Origin of the sequence: Nocardia sp. NPDC058058 (genome assembly GCF_042885355.1) — a bacterium.
GTDB lineage: Bacteria > Actinomycetota > Actinomycetes > Mycobacteriales > Mycobacteriaceae > Nocardia.
This window is the reverse complement of record NZ_JBHVSA010000003.1, coordinates 789,402-804,909: the sequence shown is the minus strand read 5'-3', so window position 1 is coordinate 804,909 and position 15,508 is coordinate 789,402. Positions and strand designations below refer to the sequence as shown.

At 61.2% G+C, this 15,508-nt stretch carries 13 protein-coding genes; 8 read left to right on the top strand and 5 right to left on the bottom strand.

Annotated features, from left to right (window positions below):
- Window positions 1-196: 196 nt before the first annotated feature.
- The 4 genes from ACFVUS_RS27290 to ACFVUS_RS27275 all read right to left on the bottom strand — a co-directional run bounded on the left by ACFVUS_RS27290 (window position 197) and on the right by ACFVUS_RS27275 (window position 5,045).
- Complete coding sequence (locus ACFVUS_RS27290) at window positions 197-703, bottom strand: hypothetical protein (protein ID WP_387772288.1); 507 nt, start codon at window positions 701-703, stop codon at window positions 197-199.
- The gene (locus ACFVUS_RS27285) at window positions 687-983 is read right to left on the bottom strand and encodes a hypothetical protein (RefSeq protein ID WP_387772285.1); all 297 of its coding nucleotides are present in this window, start codon (window positions 981-983) and stop codon (window positions 687-689) included. Before ACFVUS_RS27285 ends, ACFVUS_RS27290 begins: the two co-directional genes overlap by 17 nt.
- A gap of 130 nt (window positions 984-1,113) precedes the next feature.
- Window positions 1,114-4,590, bottom strand: a complete 3,477-nt coding sequence (locus ACFVUS_RS27280) for a hypothetical protein (protein ID WP_387772282.1) — start codon at window positions 4,588-4,590, stop codon at window positions 1,114-1,116.
- Complete coding sequence (locus ACFVUS_RS27275; protein ID WP_387772279.1) at window positions 4,587-5,045, bottom strand: YbaB/EbfC family nucleoid-associated protein; 459 nt, start codon at window positions 5,043-5,045, stop codon at window positions 4,587-4,589. The genes ACFVUS_RS27280 and ACFVUS_RS27275 overlap by 4 nt, the downstream gene beginning before the upstream one ends.
- Before the next feature lie 1,338 nt (window positions 5,046-6,383).
- Here ACFVUS_RS27275 and ACFVUS_RS27270 point away from each other — a divergent pair.
- On the top strand, window positions 6,384-7,304 hold the full coding sequence (locus ACFVUS_RS27270; RefSeq protein ID WP_387772276.1) for a replication protein RepA: 921 nt from the start codon (window positions 6,384-6,386) through the stop codon (window positions 7,302-7,304).
- Between the two features lie 29 nt (window positions 7,305-7,333).
- Here ACFVUS_RS27270 and ACFVUS_RS27265 read toward each other — a convergent pair whose 3' ends face one another.
- Window positions 7,334-8,011 carry a MerR family transcriptional regulator gene (locus ACFVUS_RS27265; protein ID WP_387772273.1) on the bottom strand — a complete coding sequence of 226 codons (678 nt, stop codon included), beginning with the start codon at window positions 8,009-8,011 and terminating at the stop codon, window positions 7,334-7,336.
- 404 nt (window positions 8,012-8,415) lie between these two features.
- On the opposite strand from ACFVUS_RS27265, the gene ACFVUS_RS27260 reads away from it, so the two are divergent.
- The 7 genes from ACFVUS_RS27260 (at window position 8,416) to ACFVUS_RS27230 (ending at window position 15,344) form a co-directional block, all read left to right on the top strand.
- Entirely contained in the window at window positions 8,416-8,712 is a 297-nt protein-coding gene (locus ACFVUS_RS27260; RefSeq protein ID WP_387772270.1) for a hypothetical protein, read from the top strand.
- 49 nt (window positions 8,713-8,761) lie between these two features.
- Entirely contained in the window at window positions 8,762-9,652 is an 891-nt protein-coding gene (locus ACFVUS_RS27255) for an ROK family protein (RefSeq protein WP_387772267.1), read from the top strand.
- A gap of 162 nt (window positions 9,653-9,814) precedes the next feature.
- Window positions 9,815-10,951 (top strand): GAF domain-containing protein, encoded by a 1,137-nt coding sequence (locus ACFVUS_RS27250; protein WP_387772264.1) that lies wholly within the window; start codon window positions 9,815-9,817, stop codon window positions 10,949-10,951.
- 85 nt (window positions 10,952-11,036) lie between these two features.
- The gene (locus ACFVUS_RS27245) at window positions 11,037-12,053 is read left to right on the top strand and encodes a conjugal transfer protein (RefSeq protein ID WP_387772261.1); all 1,017 of its coding nucleotides are present in this window, start codon (window positions 11,037-11,039) and stop codon (window positions 12,051-12,053) included.
- A gap of 17 nt (window positions 12,054-12,070) precedes the next feature.
- Window positions 12,071-12,334 carry a hypothetical protein gene (locus ACFVUS_RS27240; protein ID WP_387772258.1) on the top strand — a complete coding sequence of 88 codons (264 nt, stop codon included), beginning with the start codon at window positions 12,071-12,073 and terminating at the stop codon, window positions 12,332-12,334.
- Window positions 12,334-12,828, top strand: coding sequence for a hypothetical protein (locus ACFVUS_RS27235; protein ID WP_387772255.1), 495 nt, complete (start codon window positions 12,334-12,336; stop codon window positions 12,826-12,828). Before ACFVUS_RS27240 ends, ACFVUS_RS27235 begins: the two co-directional genes overlap by 1 nt.
- On the top strand, window positions 12,828-15,344 hold the full coding sequence (locus ACFVUS_RS27230) for an ATP-binding protein (protein ID WP_387772252.1): 2,517 nt from the start codon (window positions 12,828-12,830) through the stop codon (window positions 15,342-15,344). The genes ACFVUS_RS27235 and ACFVUS_RS27230 overlap by 1 nt, the downstream gene beginning before the upstream one ends.
- Window positions 15,345-15,508 lie beyond the last annotated feature (164 nt).

Sequence of the window (15,508 nt, the reverse complement as noted above, 5' to 3'; positions counted from 1 at the left end):
AAGGTCCGCTGGGTCGAGTGCCTGGACGTCCCGAACACATCCCTTCATCGGGCATGAGCTAGGTGCGAACCAAGAGTTTCTGCTGATATGTCAGTGTTTGGAATTGCATCGATTGACTGCCGATCTAAAATATCAGGCGGTCGGTTGCACTTGCTCGACGACGGGACACCTGGCTATCGCGCAGCTCTTATAAGAGTCAGTCTTGCGGTGCTTCGCCGTTCAAGCCGCGTCGGTACCAGTCGGGCATATTCGCGTCCGATCGGGAGTATCGCTCTTTATCGAGTGCGAAGTCCTCGCGGCTCGGATATGTTTCGAATTGCGGCGCCTGATCACGGTTGTACTTAATGCTGAAACGTCCAGGTGGTTCCATCATGAATTTGAACTCAACCCAGGTGCCGACGTCGGGAAAATACATTCCGGACCTTAACTCCATGAACATCCGCCACACTTCAGGATCGAATAACCAGCCTACTACAGAGCCATCAGGGAGCTTCACTCCGGTTTCCCGCTCAACGTGCCTGCCGATCACCTTGGCACGGATAATGAAACGTGTCCACCCTATCGGCAGAGTCGGCAGAACTTCCTCGGTGATCGCCCGGAGCCGAGCCTCTTGCTCGATAGGGCTGAATGGTACCAGATTTGACACTGTGTAAGTTCCTCTCGAAATCAGATGACTGGATGCAAGTCTAGCGATCTGTTTCATCGGCATCATGCTGACGCTCGAGTTGCAGAGCTCGGTCGAGCTTCTCGCGCAGCCACTGCGGAACGTAATGTGGTGCCCGCGGAAATGCTTCTAGGTCACGCACGTACGCAATAGGATTCAGATCGGGCAACCAGCCTGGATTTTCGTCATAATTGAACGAGAACTGCGGCTGCTCACCACGAGGCAGTGTGACCCGGGCGGACAGCCATGTGCCACGGTCCACCTCATACATTTCCGCGCGTAGGGCGCATAGTTGATCGACCAGAAGTGGCGTATCCATTGCCCCTGCTGACCGCCCATTGGCGTTCTGTGCTGAAACTGCCGTCTCACAGGCCGTAACGTTCGCACGCACATCCAACGTGAGGAGCGCCCACCCGGCAGGGGCTACGGACCGTAGTTCGGAGCAGATGTCAGCGACCCGAGTAGCGAGTATCTGGTCCAAAATTCACCTCATTCGGATTATTGGGAAATACTCGTTCCTTCGTCACAACGGACTCGACCACAGGTTTGCCATCGTCATCGCATCGCACGCCACCATCCCGGTTTCGCTCATATGTGATCTCCTGCCAACGCATGACTACCTCATCCGGGACGCCATCATGCCTGCGGATCATCTTGACTTGATAGTTACCGATGCTCTGATACTCAACAGCGGCAAAGGCAATAAGCTGATCTTCCTTAGCGCGCCAGGAGGCTGCATGGATCCAGCGATCTCGGGCATTGCCGGAGTTGGACGCAGCCATTTGTGGATGCATATTCAGATATTCGCCTAGCCCGCCGAGTGCATTCGCCAGCAAGTGGCCACCCGCCCATCTGACCTGCGCATTTGCTTTCGCTTGCGGATCGGTAGGCGCTACGCCTCCCGGCCTGCTCGGATATGCTGCCTCACCTTCCTGATAGGCGCGTTGCTGTGCACCTTTGCGAGGATCATCGTCGCGGTGGTTTCTATCTTGTCCACCCACCTCAACGTCGCCAGTCATCGAGTCCGTCTGGCCATACTTATCGGTATGGAAGTCGAGCATCTTCGTTACGTCGCGAAAGTTCGGAACCCTGTACGTTGCTTCCGGTAGCAACGGGTAGCTCAGGTCAGGGTTGAATCCGGACCACTTTCCCATATTGCTTATAGCTTGGCTCTTAGAGCCAGCGGTCGCCTCGACCCACTTCACCGTTCCATTACCATCGGTAAAGAATGTCGTGCGTGTCGTATTCTCATTCTCGACCGGATATGCCGTCCATGGCCTCAGCGGTTCATGGTCAGTAAGCCCCCGGAGCGGCTCAGGCATAGTGTCAGGAACCTTCGGGCGGAGCTCTTCAGGGTTGGTATTGCCGTCCGGTACGGTATCCCGCTCGCGGTGTGGAGCCTTGATTACATCGTGAACAGCGATCGGCTCGCGGGGTATATGGGGGTTATTCGGGTCCTGGGGCTGGTGCGTGGGGCGGTTCCATTCCACGAACCGTTCATTGAAGTCCAGGTCGTCCTGCGCGAGGACCCTGTCCTTTTCGACCTGGTCATACCCCGCGACGGGATCTTCCGAGATAAAACCGTCCCCGCGGTCTTTGGGCTCGTCCGCGATGAGGTTCTGTGTGTCCCTCTCCCGGCTACCCGGGGCGAAACCATCCTCTGTGGCTTTGTATTTGGTGCCATCGGGACGGTGGATTTCCCAGAAACCATCTGGTGGAATGCGCGGGCGCCGAGTGCCGTCGGGTTGGATCTCGGCGCTGCTGGTGTAGACGCGGCCACGGGTATCCGACCAGGCGGGCCTGGTAGGTGCCAAGACGTCTACGCCGAGGTGCCGGGCCAGGTGGGACGCGAAGCCATTGGTGGCGCCCTCACAGCCGATAAGTCGGATGGAATTTTCGCCGCCCCAGTTGGTCCGGTGCAGGAGGTTGGCAAATTCTTCCGGGGTGTAGATGCGGTCTCCAACGCGGGCGTGGCCGTCTGCGGTGATGTGGACGTCTACGGTGAAGTAGTTGGGGTCCCTGGCAATTTGGGCGGCAAGCTCGGCGAGGACGGGGTCGCTGAGATGGAAGCTGACTCCAGCTTCCGTGCTACTGGCAAGGTGCGGAGACCCCGACGTTCGTGTCGGTGGTATATCCGCAGACTCCGGTAATCGCTCGTGGTCGCGAGGGGTGATCATGGATTTGGTCTCGCCCGCGGCGGTGCGGTCTCGACTCGGTGTGGCGGAAGTTGTCACCTCTGTGTTGGGCAGATGACGGGCTGGGGTATTTGAGGCGGCCCGGTCTCCCGGTAGGGGGTGCATCGCACGGGTACCCTCGTCGTGACGTGGGACCTGGCCATGGCTTGCCGCTTGATAACCACGTCGTCCGGAACTTGGAGGCTCGCCTTGATGGCCGGCAGTGTCCGCTCGGTGTGATGTCTCCCCCGGCTGAGATCCCTCACTTCGCGGTGTTGTGTTGTGTCGTGTCGAGTTGTCGTGGTTCGCGACTGAATCGAATTGCTCTGGGGTGTTGGTGGTCTCGGTTCGGGACTCGGTGTGGATGGCAGCGGGTGGGATTTCGTGGGGGTTGATCTGTGGTGCGGAAACCGTAAAGTTGGTTTTGTCTGGCTCGGCGGTGGGCGTGATAGTGGTTTCGGTTCGGCTTTGTGGGTTCTTCGCAGGGTCGATCGGGGTTGGGCGGCCGATGTCCTGGCGTTGTCCCGTGAGAGGGTGCTGGGTGGCTTGCTCTCGCGAAGTGCTCGTCGCGTATTGTGGTGCTTCGGTTTTCGTGGGTGTGCGGTTTTCCGATCGCGGTTCGCTATCTACTGGGAGAGTTTCTACTCGAGGAGTGGCCTTCGGGGCGTCCGGCGGTGTTGTGGCCTCGCGGGGTGGTGAGGATTCCGGTTGTGGTGCTTGGGCTTTCGGCTGCGGTCCGACCCCTGATGGATCGATGGGACCGGCGACGGTTGCCCGGCCGTTGTCAATGGATGGTTTGGACTGTGCCGGTGCGTGCGTGTTGGTGGGTATTGCTGATCTGGTGGGTCCTAGGAGGGCGTGGGGCATACTGCCCAGTGCCCCGCCGACCGCGCCCATGAGGACGTGGTTCCATCCCAGATCGAGTTCGCCGGTGAAAGGCACAGTCGCTACCGCGCCGGATACGGTGCCCGCACTACCACCGGCGGCGGCACCGACCAGGCGCACCGCGCTTCGGCCGACGAATCGGTCGGTGGATATGGTCTTTTCCAGTCGCGTCATCGCTCGGGCACCCACGAATTCGCCCGCGATGCCGGCCGCGGCACCCGTGACGGCTCCAAGCCCGATCTGGTCCCAATCGAAGTCACCACTTCGGCGACTGCCCTGCATCATTTGCGCGATATCGGCGCCGAGTGGGATCAATCCACCCTGGATCGCGCCCATGGTGGCGCCTTTGAACACGACCACTTTCACCATTCGGGCTGCGGCGGCCCGGGCCCCGTCAGTGCCGAGGCTAGTGATCAGATCGCGAAAAGCCGCGCGCACCGTCAATCGGGTGGCGGCTGTCGCGGCTGTGGCCTGGACCTGTCCGATGCCGGGGATAAACAGGTCCGCTGCCAGTTGTATGGCAAGCGCGGCCAGCGAACCGATGATTACGTATTTCCCGCACTCGGTGTATAGCGCGTCGCGTATACATTGTTCGCCGAGGCCGTGGCATGCTTTGGCGGCGTCGTTGAGGTTGGCTTCGAGGTCGATTCCGTGTTGCGTGAGTTCGTGTGCGAGTTGGCCCTCGATCGCGGCGATGGCGCGTCGTCGCGTGTGGCCCGTGGTGTAGGAGATAGCGGTTATCGCTTCTCCCAACACGATCCAGGCGTGTCCGAGCCGCCTCAGCCCGTCCTCATCACCCTTCGGCCACGGCCCGGCCACCGCGGATACCACCCATGCCGGGATCTCGGGGGGAATCTCCAACGTCACCGCAAATCAGCAGGGTGCGAATCGTGGTCTCGGCGGATGGTCTCGGGTGTGGTCGCCATGCCGATTATTCCTCTGATCTCACGCAGGCTCGGTGCGCCAGGGAACAGATCGGAAAGATCGGGCAGTCCTTCGACGGTAGCGGTTAACGGCGAAATGATTTCCGTGCGTTGTTGTTCGGCAGCTGCGGCCGCAGCACGTGCGGCCTGTGTGATCGATTGGGCCAGGTGTTCACGTGATCTGGACTGCAACGCCTGAGCAGCGAGTTTGGTGTCTATGACGACCCCATAAGCGTCGACGGTGATCTCCACCAGCTTGTCTTCGGAATATCCCGAGCATTGCGACTTCGAGAGACGTTCGCAGATATCCGGGATGTCCGCGCTCTGCGCGTCGAGACCGTCGAGTAGCGAGTTGACCAACCGCTTCAGCTCGGAGTTCGTGGCGGTCAAATCTTCCATGCTGGGTCTTTCCATCGATTGCTTCCTCGCAGGTCGTCTTTGGGCGTACTTGGTATACGAGGGATATTCGACCAGGGAGTGGTGTGCCCCCCATCTCGATCCATAGGCGGTGGTTGTAAAGAGTCATCGATAATTTCCGGTTCCACATATGGCACGGAATCTGTCCGGGGGCTGAACGCGGCTGTGTCGGATAGACCCATTCGTGCTTCCCGCTGTCGTCGGTAGATTGGTGGAGTCGCTCTCACTCCAGGTAGACGTGGCGACTGACTGTCTGAACCCGATGGGTCGGACGGACGCCCTTGCGGCTGCGGAAGAACCCGGTCAGGAGAGTTTGCCACTTGTGCCCCGCTCAAACGGGTGCCACTTGGCGAATCGACGGGCGGCAATACGCTCGCAGCGAGGTCGGTGGGCGTCCGGTTCGCTGAAGCACTCACCGGATGTCGTGCAGAGATTGTCATGGACGATGGATCCACAATTGTCGGACGCGCGGTGGCTGCCTCTGGGATCGCTGGCGCCGTGTTTGGCGGCAGTGTCGCTGTAGGTTGACCGGACTGCGCTGGTGCCCAATATGTTTCGTTACGATCGCGCCCCGCGGTCGATGCTACTGCCGACGTCGGCACCCTGGACGATTCGGCGGGCTTTCCGGATTCAGCCTGTGCTGTAGCGGTATAGAGATCCGAGTGGTTGATCGCCCGTGTAGGTGCATTCTCTGCAAGCCGCATCGCCGGCGAGTTCGAGGAGGAACCCAGAGTGTCGCGGCTCGAATCTGCGAAAAGAGATCGGCTCGTGCTATCGATGTGCGTGGCATCATTTACGAAATTGTTCATAGCGCCTCCGGTGAGGCGCAAGGTGGCGATCAGGCTTCGCAGATTCGCGACGGTCTGATTCGCATCCGGATGATATGTCATCTGAAACTGTCGGCCGGGTTCATCGTCGCCCCAGCATGGACCCTCATCTGCGATCGTGCGTACCAGCTGATCCAGCACATGTGCGAGGCCATCGCCTCCGGCCGCGAAAGCTGTTGCCTGACTGGTGAATTCATCCGATTCGAGCACAAACTCCGCGCTCATCAGACCACCCTGAACACTCGACACATAGTCCCGCCAGTGTCGGTCATTCCCACGGCAGGGAAGGTCTGTCGGGGAAACGTCACTCTGTCCAGGAATTTTCACAGCCGTGGCCAGGTGTGAAAGTATTCATTCCATGGAAAAGTCATGGTTTCGGATTTTGAGCATCTTCCTGCAGAAATGAGGCCTGTATTCGCAAAGCGCACTGCCCGGCCATCGCTCGACGCTTCCCATGAATGGGAAGTGCGCTGGTGCGTGCAATGCTGAGCTCGTGTCACGACCCGAACGCAGTCCGCTGGACATCCGGACTGCGACCGAAGTCTGGGATGGCGAGCAAGAAGTAGGTTATCTGGCTCGCGTGTTCACCCAAACCTCGTTGCCCTACCGCGATCCGGGGGATGTGCCAGCGTGGGGTCGTCGGAATGGCGATCTCTCACTGACAGTGCAACCCGGTATGACCACATGCGAGAACAACAAGCCTGAATCGATCGGATATCCCTTCGGAACCATGCCTCGGCTCATCCTGACATTCCTGTCCACGGAGGCTGTGCGTACCGGCTCGCAAGACATCGTGCTCGGCGACAGTCTGACCGACTTCATGGGCTCGATGGGATTGACGGCGACCGGCGGGAGAAACGGATCGCTCACTCGGATGCGTAATCAGTCGCATCGCCTCTTCAACGCTACTCTGACCATCGAATACCAGGGTGACGCGAACCGCCGTATCGGCGCGAAACTGTCGGTGGCCAGCGCTTACAACATCTGGTGCGGGAGCGGGCCGGAGAATGGGCATCGCTCACTGTTCGCCTCCACCGTGCACCTGAGCGACGAGTTCTTTCGCGAGGTCACCACGCACCCGGTCCCGTTGGATATGAACGCGATCAAGGCTCTGGGTGGTTCGGCGCTTCGCTTGGATATCTATGCCTGGCTCACCTATCGTATGGTCTCGGTGAAACAGGAGACCATGGTGCCGTGGGAGTCCCTGATGATGCAATTCGGTTCGGCGGGCGCGACATCCGATCGGCGCCAGCGGCACCAGTTCCGCCGAGATTTCACCGCGGCGCTCAGGCAAGTGGTAGTCGTGTATCCGCAGGCGAATGTCGACACCATCGACGGGGGAGTCGTGTTGCGACCCGGTTTGCCGCACATTCCGATATCGCCAAGATTTCGGATACTGGCTCGCGCGAAATGAGCGGTATTTGCCACAGTGACGAAACTCCGTCAGACCGTGGGTGGTTCGGTATGCCGGGCCAGGGCCTGATCTACCAGTTCGGCAGCGGCGCGATTGGTCATCAGGCGGGCGATGGCGACATTGGTCTCGAAGTCACTGCGGTCACCAACTTCGCGGGCGGACTGTATGAATGGTTTGCCCGCCATATGGAAAAACAGCTCGGCTGCGTAGCGATCGACAGCCTCGTCGACATCCGCTCTGAAACGCTCGACCAGACCGAATGCGGACGTAGTAGAGAGACCGGCATCGACCAGCCGGGTCGCCAGATCAGAGCAATGCGGATTGGCCAGCCGGTAGCCTTCGAGCGGATCAGTGGCCGCCAATGCCTTGCGCATGTATTCCGGCAGCTGCGGGACAGGCGCCTTGGCTGTGGTCGTTTCCGGCGTCGTATCGTCGGGCTGCTCCGGCACGCCGAGGATTTCGGCGAGTCCGTCACCGCGGTCCCAGGCTTCCAGAAGCTCGCGGATTCCGTTTAGCTTCATTCCGCGATTCAGCAGCCGACTGATTGTCTGTAACCTGCTCAGGTGGTCGACGCCGTAGTAGCCAATTCGGCCACGTACATCGGGCGAGGGTAGGAGGCCGCGTTCGTGGTACACGCGGACGCTGCGCACGGTCGTGTCGGCCACCCGCGCCAGTTCATCGATTGTGTATTCCAAGTTGCCGATCATCCTCGGGATCCAGATCTCGGGCTGGGATGCAGTTCCGAAACTATCGAGCCGCTATACAACGATGCATCACCGCTGAACCTAAGTCAATGTCCCGTTATGTAACGGCATAAGCCTTGCGGGCTGGACACATCTCGGTTAACGTGCCTCTACCGGCTACTGCAGCCGCTTCCGGGGACTGCTCGATCAGCCCCGACGACCGCCCGATCAGTGGGACACGAGCGAATCATGCTGTGCCCCCGCATTTTCCGGAGACGGCTATGAGTATCACCCATATCCCTGCCCTGAACAGGGTTTCCCCCGCGACCTCGACGGCCAGTGCGGCTTCGATCCGATCCAATCACCCGCCGTGCGCGGATGTTCCGAATGCTTGGGATCTCGACATCGGCACTCCCGAATCATGGCGAATGGCCGTGGAGATCTGCCAAACCTGCCCGCTGCTGACCCAATGTGCGCTGCTGGCAGAGACTTTCATCGCCAGGGGCGATGCGCCCAGGGCGATGATCTGGGCCGGGGTCGGTTACGACAACGCCGGCAAGGTGGTTGAGAATCTCGATCGCCATCGCATCGCATCGGTCGATCGCAATCGACCCATGCGAATTATTCGCACCGGTGCCGGCCCCGACCGGAGTGCGTCCGCCCTGCCCCCACCGCGTCGGCACCTCGTGCTCGGCCAGCCGCTACGGCCCACCGGCACCGACTAGTGCACTTCCGCTGATCGATTGGAAATATCCCCATGATCGTGGGTAACTCATGACCGTGCTGGCTCTGGAAGTGGGCGCCGCTGGATTCGCTGCCGGCCAGGTAGATGACGATATCGGTTCCGACGCGATACGGCGCATTCCTTTGCCGGACTCAGAACCCTGGGAAGGATGTAGGGATCTGCTGCTCGAGGTGGCGGCGGGTACCGAGGTCACCGCGTTGGGCATCGCCTGCGCGGGGCCGATCGATATGGCGGCCGGGGTAGTGGCTTCGGTCGAAATACCGCAGTGGCGAACGGGTTTCGCGATTGCGGAAGCCGCCCGCAAACTCTTTCCCACCGCTGCGGTGAGTATGGCTCTCGACGGGGTCTGCCTGGCGTTGGCCGAGCGTAGCTTCGGCGGCGCTCAGGACGCGATGGACTCGCTGGCCATCTCACTCTCGGACCATATCGCCGGTGGTGTGACCGTCGGAGGCTTCGCGGTGGTAGGACGCACCGGAAATGCCGGCAGCATCGCGCACATGCTGGTGCCAGGCTTCGACGAACCATGTGAGTGTGGTGGGCGGGGTTGTGTGGAGGCCGTGGCCAGCGGTGCGGCGATCCGCCGCTGGGCACGTGGACAAGGGTGGTCGGGCGACTCCTTGAGCGCGCTCCTGGCGTCCGCCCGGGAAGGGGATGATATCGCTCTCGCGGCACTCGGCCGAGCTGGAACCACGCTCGGCAAGGCGATCTCGTCGGCGGCCGCATTACTTGATATCGACCTGGTGATTGTCGGTGGAAGTATGGCGTCGGCGGGCCCAGCGTTGTGGAAACCCCTGGGTGAGGCGGTCGCGGGATCTTCCAGGCCGGGCTATCTCGCCGGATTGCGGGTGTTGCCCTCGCAACTGGGTGATCTGGGCGTACTGGCTGGTGCGGGTGTGCTGGCTCTCCTCGCGAGCAAGTAATCACCAGTGGGCATGTCGCGCGGAATCAGCTGCCGAACGGTCAACCAGACACTTTTCGGACACTCAAAGTCAACTTACATTGAATGAGCCGCTATATAACGGTACATTGAAAGAGTGGGTAAATCTTCTGAGGCTTCGGGTCCTGAGACGAGGCTGGGGCAAATGGGCGACATGCGAAGCACCCCTTCGACCCCTTGGCTGACGGTGGAAACCCTGACGCCCGAGGCCCTCACGGTCTCCTCTGTCGGTCACCAAGCACGCGACTTCGCTGCCTGGCAGCGGGTACTACAGCGGCAGCTGGCCAAGACCCCCGCGCTCTACGAGGGTATGACACCCCACGGCATCACCACCGCTGTCCTCGCGGTTCGCGAGCAGGCCACCGAGTTCAAACTGACGGTCCCGAGTCGATCCGGCCCGCACATACTATGGGCGCGACCGGTTCTCGGGCCCGCCGGTGACGTGCACGGGGTACAGCTGTGGATGGGTCCTGCGGCCGAACCCGCCCCGGCACCGCCCGCGGCTATCGGGGCATTCTGGGATCTCGAATCGCAGACGATCGCCCTGCCCAGTGGCATCACCGAGTTGACCGGGATGTCCGCCGAGGAATACGTGCCCAGGACGTCGATCGCGGAGCTGTTCCACCGGGCCTGTGGGTTCGATCGTCATGTCGAGGTCCTGGATCTGCTGTATGAGGCGAAGGCCGGGGCCAAGCTGCAATTCGATGCCACCATCACCAGTGGCACAGGACGTGCGGGCCGATGGCGCTTCAGCATTCGCGGTCGAGATGATGAGCAGGGCAGGGGTGCGTGGTGGCTGATCGAGGATGTCACCGCCGAGCACCAATTGAACACCGGTCGCGCGCTGGAGAACACTGCCCTGCGTGAAGCGCACCGCCGCGCGGGCACTCGTCTGGCCGTGATCCAGCTCGAACACGCTGCTATCGCGCATTGGCTGACCGATCCGGCCCCGTGGATTCGATGGGACTACCTGTTCCGGCCCAGCGATGTCTTCCATCCCAACGATCGTGCTCAGGTGGCCGAGCTCGGAAGCCAGGTTCGGGCGGGATACGCAGTAGGGGCGACGGTGCGAACTCTCGACTACGGCGGGGGCTACACGCCCAGTTCTCTACTGCTGTATCCCTACCCCGGGTATACGAGTAGTCCCTTGGCGATCGCGCAATTTGTTTGCGCCGCAGATCGTTCCGCGATGCCCGGACCGCTGTGCGATAGCCCAGGGGCACCAGTGGCCAGTGTACCGATCGGCTATGACGAACAATTACGCTATCGGCTGATCGGGTGAGAACGACAAGGTCGTCACCTGAAATCATTCCCACTGCTGGGAGTGCGGCTGAGTAGCTGTGCGCCACTTGCTCTCTACCATTCCGATGGTGAGCGTATCCAGTGGCAGGCGAGCAGAATCAGGTGAGGCCCTGCTCCGCAGGATGGCCGCACGCCGACGCCGGGACAATGTAGTCGTAGTCGTACTCGCGATTCTTGCGGTATTCGGCGGTGGGCACGCGATTGTGGATGCGTTTTCCCAGCCGCCATCGGGTCCGTCCGAGAATTCGACAGTATCGTTGATCGGCAGATCGCAGCTGGTTGAATCCTTTGCGCAGGAATTCATCGTCAGATATCTGAGTGCCGCTGCCGGACAACAGGATCGGATCTTGGAGTTCGTCGGAGGAGCGCCGCAGGCAACCCTGCCGACGACCGGACGCCAGGTGGTGGATCCGATCGTGGTGTATGTGAGTCGTGAGGCAGCCAGCGGCGGGGTGGACGTGTGGTCTGTGACGGTGTCGATCCGTATCGTCCGCAAAACCAGTGCGATAGCTGATGATTCACGGCAGTGCTATCAGGTAGCGGTCGCAGTGATCGAGGGCAGGCTACGTGCTCTCTCGCTTCCCGCCGTCGTCGAACCACCCAGCCATGGACCCGATTTGGCATTGGACTACCGCGCGACCTGTGCCGCGGACACCCCGCTCGCACAGGTGGCCGCTGGATTCCTGCAGGCGTTGCTGACCGGCACGGGGGATATCGCCCGCTACACCACGCCGAACTCAGGGATCGCGACCTTGCGTCCCGCTCCATTCACCTCCGTGGAGACGACCATGGTCAATGCTGACAACTCTTCCTGTGGTGCGAGTGGTTCCACGGCGCGGATACTCGTCTCGGTGAATCCGAAGCTCGACGGTACAGGCACCCCCACGCTGACCTACCCGCTGGCCATGATTCTCGCAGCCGGGCAGTGGCAGGTCAGGTCGGTGGATTCGGTTCCCGCACTCAAACTTCCGCTGACCGCGGGATCGATGCAGTCACCCGGCGGCGCCGCTGCTCCGTCGACTTCAGCAACATCCAAGAGCCCAGTGAGCGCGGCACAGGTCCCGCAGGCAACACAGAACTGACCGGGAAAGGAATCCGCATGGGCACGCAACTCGGCAATATTCTTTACGGAATACTGCTCATCTTCCGCTGGATCGGCTTGATTATCCTGACCATCGCCAGTATGGCGATTCTCATTTCCGAGGCGACCAAGAACAAGCTTTCACCTGCCAGGGTGTTCGCCGTCACCGGGTCGGCAATCGTTGCGGCGGTACTATTTTGGATCCTACCGACCATCGTCAACTACGCCCGCGAGGACTCTCGCGTTATCGTGCCGGATTTCCCGATCGGTAAGTACCACTGATGACTTCGGTTATCAAGGTCTTCACTCCGATCAAACGCGTCCCGACGATGATCGGGAAGGCACAGAACGGTCAGAAGCTGCCCTTCGGTCCCTATACGCTGCCGCAGATCGCAGCGGCCGCCGGCCTGCTGTCGATTACCGCGGTGGGCTCGATGAATCTGCCGATCAATCCAGCGATCACTTTCGTGGCTGGGTTGGTAGTGACCGTGCTGAGCGTGTTCGCCGTGGGTCTGATTCCGTACACCGGCGTTCGGATGACCTCTCGCGCGCTATGGGTCGGCCGACTGCTCACACACCGTAAACCTGTGTCCGCCTCCGGGATGCCGATCGATGCGGAGTCGGTCCGGCACACGTTGTTCATCGAGGAGACCGTGGTAATCATTCTTTCGCACGAACAGAACGCGGGCTCGAATGCTAGTCCCGAGGCCTTGAATCTCAGCCTCATTGCGGCAACCGATGGCGGCCGAGCACTACTTCCCGGCGGGCGCGTCTGATGGCCTTCGACCGCGATCTGCAACCGACCGCTGCCATCCGCGGGAACCTCCAGTTCACGCATGCGGGTCTGGTGACCGCTACCTACTTCATCAATCCGCTCGGCTACGGATTGCGCAAGGCCAGTGACAAATTCGACGTCAAGGCCTCCCACCATGCACTCATCAACAGCTTGCCCAACGGCTCACTGTTGCTGGGGATCCAGGCTGGACTCAACACTCTCGATGTGCTGAGCAAAATGGTCGAAGGCGTCGATCTCGACGAATCCGAAGCCTATGCGATCGAGGTCGTCGCGGCGTACGAGCGAGTACGCGCGATCGCCCCGCAGACGCGAATCTTCCTGCTATCCATGCCGGTCGGCTCCGCCAACCCAGGTATGTCGTCGCTGGGTCGAATGTGGCGTGGCGGTAGCCCGGCGGACCTGTCCGGACTGACTCGTGCCGATCTCGAGGGTTACGAGGAGAAAGCCACGGAGATCCTGTCCAGGATCGGCGGGGACTTCGACCCGCTTCCGGTTCCGGCGGCGCTGTTCCAATGGTTGTGGGAGCACTATCTTTCCCGAGGCGCGGCCGGGGATCCGGTGGCCCCCACCCGGGCCGGCGCGCTCGATGACGCGACCGCGGCGGTCTTTCGGTCGGCAGCACTGGACGAAGGTGCGCAGGCCGATAGTGGCCGGCGGTTGCGGCCCTCGTTCGTGCCGGTGATCAAGGTGGTGCAGCCAGAGTTCGAGTTCCGTCCGTCCTATCAAGCGATGCTCACTCCACACTCATTTCCCTACGCGGGCATGACTTTTCCCGGTGGCAGCGAATTCCTCAATGTGATCGAGGGTCTCGGCGATGTCACCGTGGATTGGGGGATCCGGGTCTCCACCCGGCCTGCGGATCAGGTACTCAAGAACAACGAAACCAATCTGCGCCGTCTAGGCGAGCAGATGGACCAACGCGACCAGGAAGTCTCGTTCGCGCAGAACACGCTGATGTCCAAGGCGCAGATGCTCGGCGAGTACAACAGCCATTTCGAGGTGAACGGCGCGGAGTCAGAGGTGTCGTTCACGACGGTCATCGCGGTCGGAAGTTCGACTCGTGAGGCGACCATGGACGCCGTGAACCTACTCAAGCGCCGGTACCGACGGTTCCAGGTCGAACTCACCGCACCACTGGGCGCGCAGGTTGATTTGTGGTCCATGCTGGTCCCCGGAAGTCCTCAGCGTCGCGCGTATGACGATTTCGCCCACATCGTGCCCTCGGATATGTGGGCCGGGTTCGTGCCGTTCACCAGCAGCCAGATCGGGGACGACAGCGGTCCGGTGATCGGGGTGAACCTGATGTCGGGGCATTTCGAGCCGATCCACTTCGGCATCATGGAGGCCGCGCTGCACGATTTGTCAGCCTCGTTCGCGGTCACCGGTGAGTTGGGATCGGGCAAGTCGTACCTGCTGAAACTAATTGCCGCGCTGGTAAATGACATGGGCGGGCAGTTCCTGGCTATCGACCGCAGTCAGGTGGGGGAGTGGGAGCACTTCGCCTCCGCCATCGATGACGCGGTGGTCATCGATCTGGCGAATCCAACTGTCTCCCTCGACCCATTGCGCTTGTTCGATCCACGTATCGCGGGCGAACGCACTCTGGATTCGATTCTGCCACTGCTCGATCTCTCGCCGACCTCGGGCGCCGGTGCTGCGGCGAGTTCACTACTCACCCCTCGCGGTATGGCCGAACATCGGATCGGATCGTTGGTGGATCTGTTTCAGGTCGTGCTGCGTCTGCGTGATACGCCCGGAATCGGTGAGGAGTACGCGGACCTGGGATCGAGGCTGGGTACGGTCGCCGACCGGGTTCCGGTGCTCTTCGACCCGACATTGGCACCCTTGCGGCTTGACGCGGCCGCCACGGTGATCCGTAGTCACCAGGTGGCGCTGCCGTCGGCCGAGGAACTGACCACCCCACACCTATACAACCGGCTCCCGCTCACCAAGCGACTGGGCACGGCGCTCTACGAACTCGTGGGAGTTGCCGCGCGAGAAGCGTTCCTGCGCGACAACGGCCGCTTCGGACTGCTCATCGGAGATGAGGCCCACCATTTCACCCAGACACAGGTCGGTGCGGCGGTGACCTCGGATTTCAGCCGGGACGGCCGCAAACATCTTGCCGCGATCGGTTTGGCTTCCCATGATCCGGCAACCGACTTCCAAGGCGCCGCACACAATCTCATTCCGAATCGCTTCGTCTTCCGGCAGCGGGATGAAATCCTGGCGCGTAATAGCCTCGAATGGTTGGGAGTTGATCTCGATGAGGCGCCCTACCTATTGCAGATCCTGCGCGAGGACACCTCACCTCCGATCGGGCCCGGGCGTCAGGTTCCGGAGGAGCGGCGTGGGGAAATGTTCATGCGGGACGCGTTGAATCGGATCGGACGCGGCAAGATTCTCGGTCCGGCGCGTGCCGATCGCGCGGCTGCCATTACCAGCACACCGGGCGCCGGCAAGACCGCGATCCATCATGGACCGGCAACGTTGTGAACGATATTGCCGCGCAACGTGGTCTATTCGCCTTGACACGGTCTCTCGAGGCTGGAACAGAATTGGTTTTGGGGCTCTTGAGGCCTGGGATCATGCTGAACCGAGGCAGAGACTGGGTCCGAGCGTCGCGGCGCCGCCACCGCACTGTTGTGATCGTCGGAATA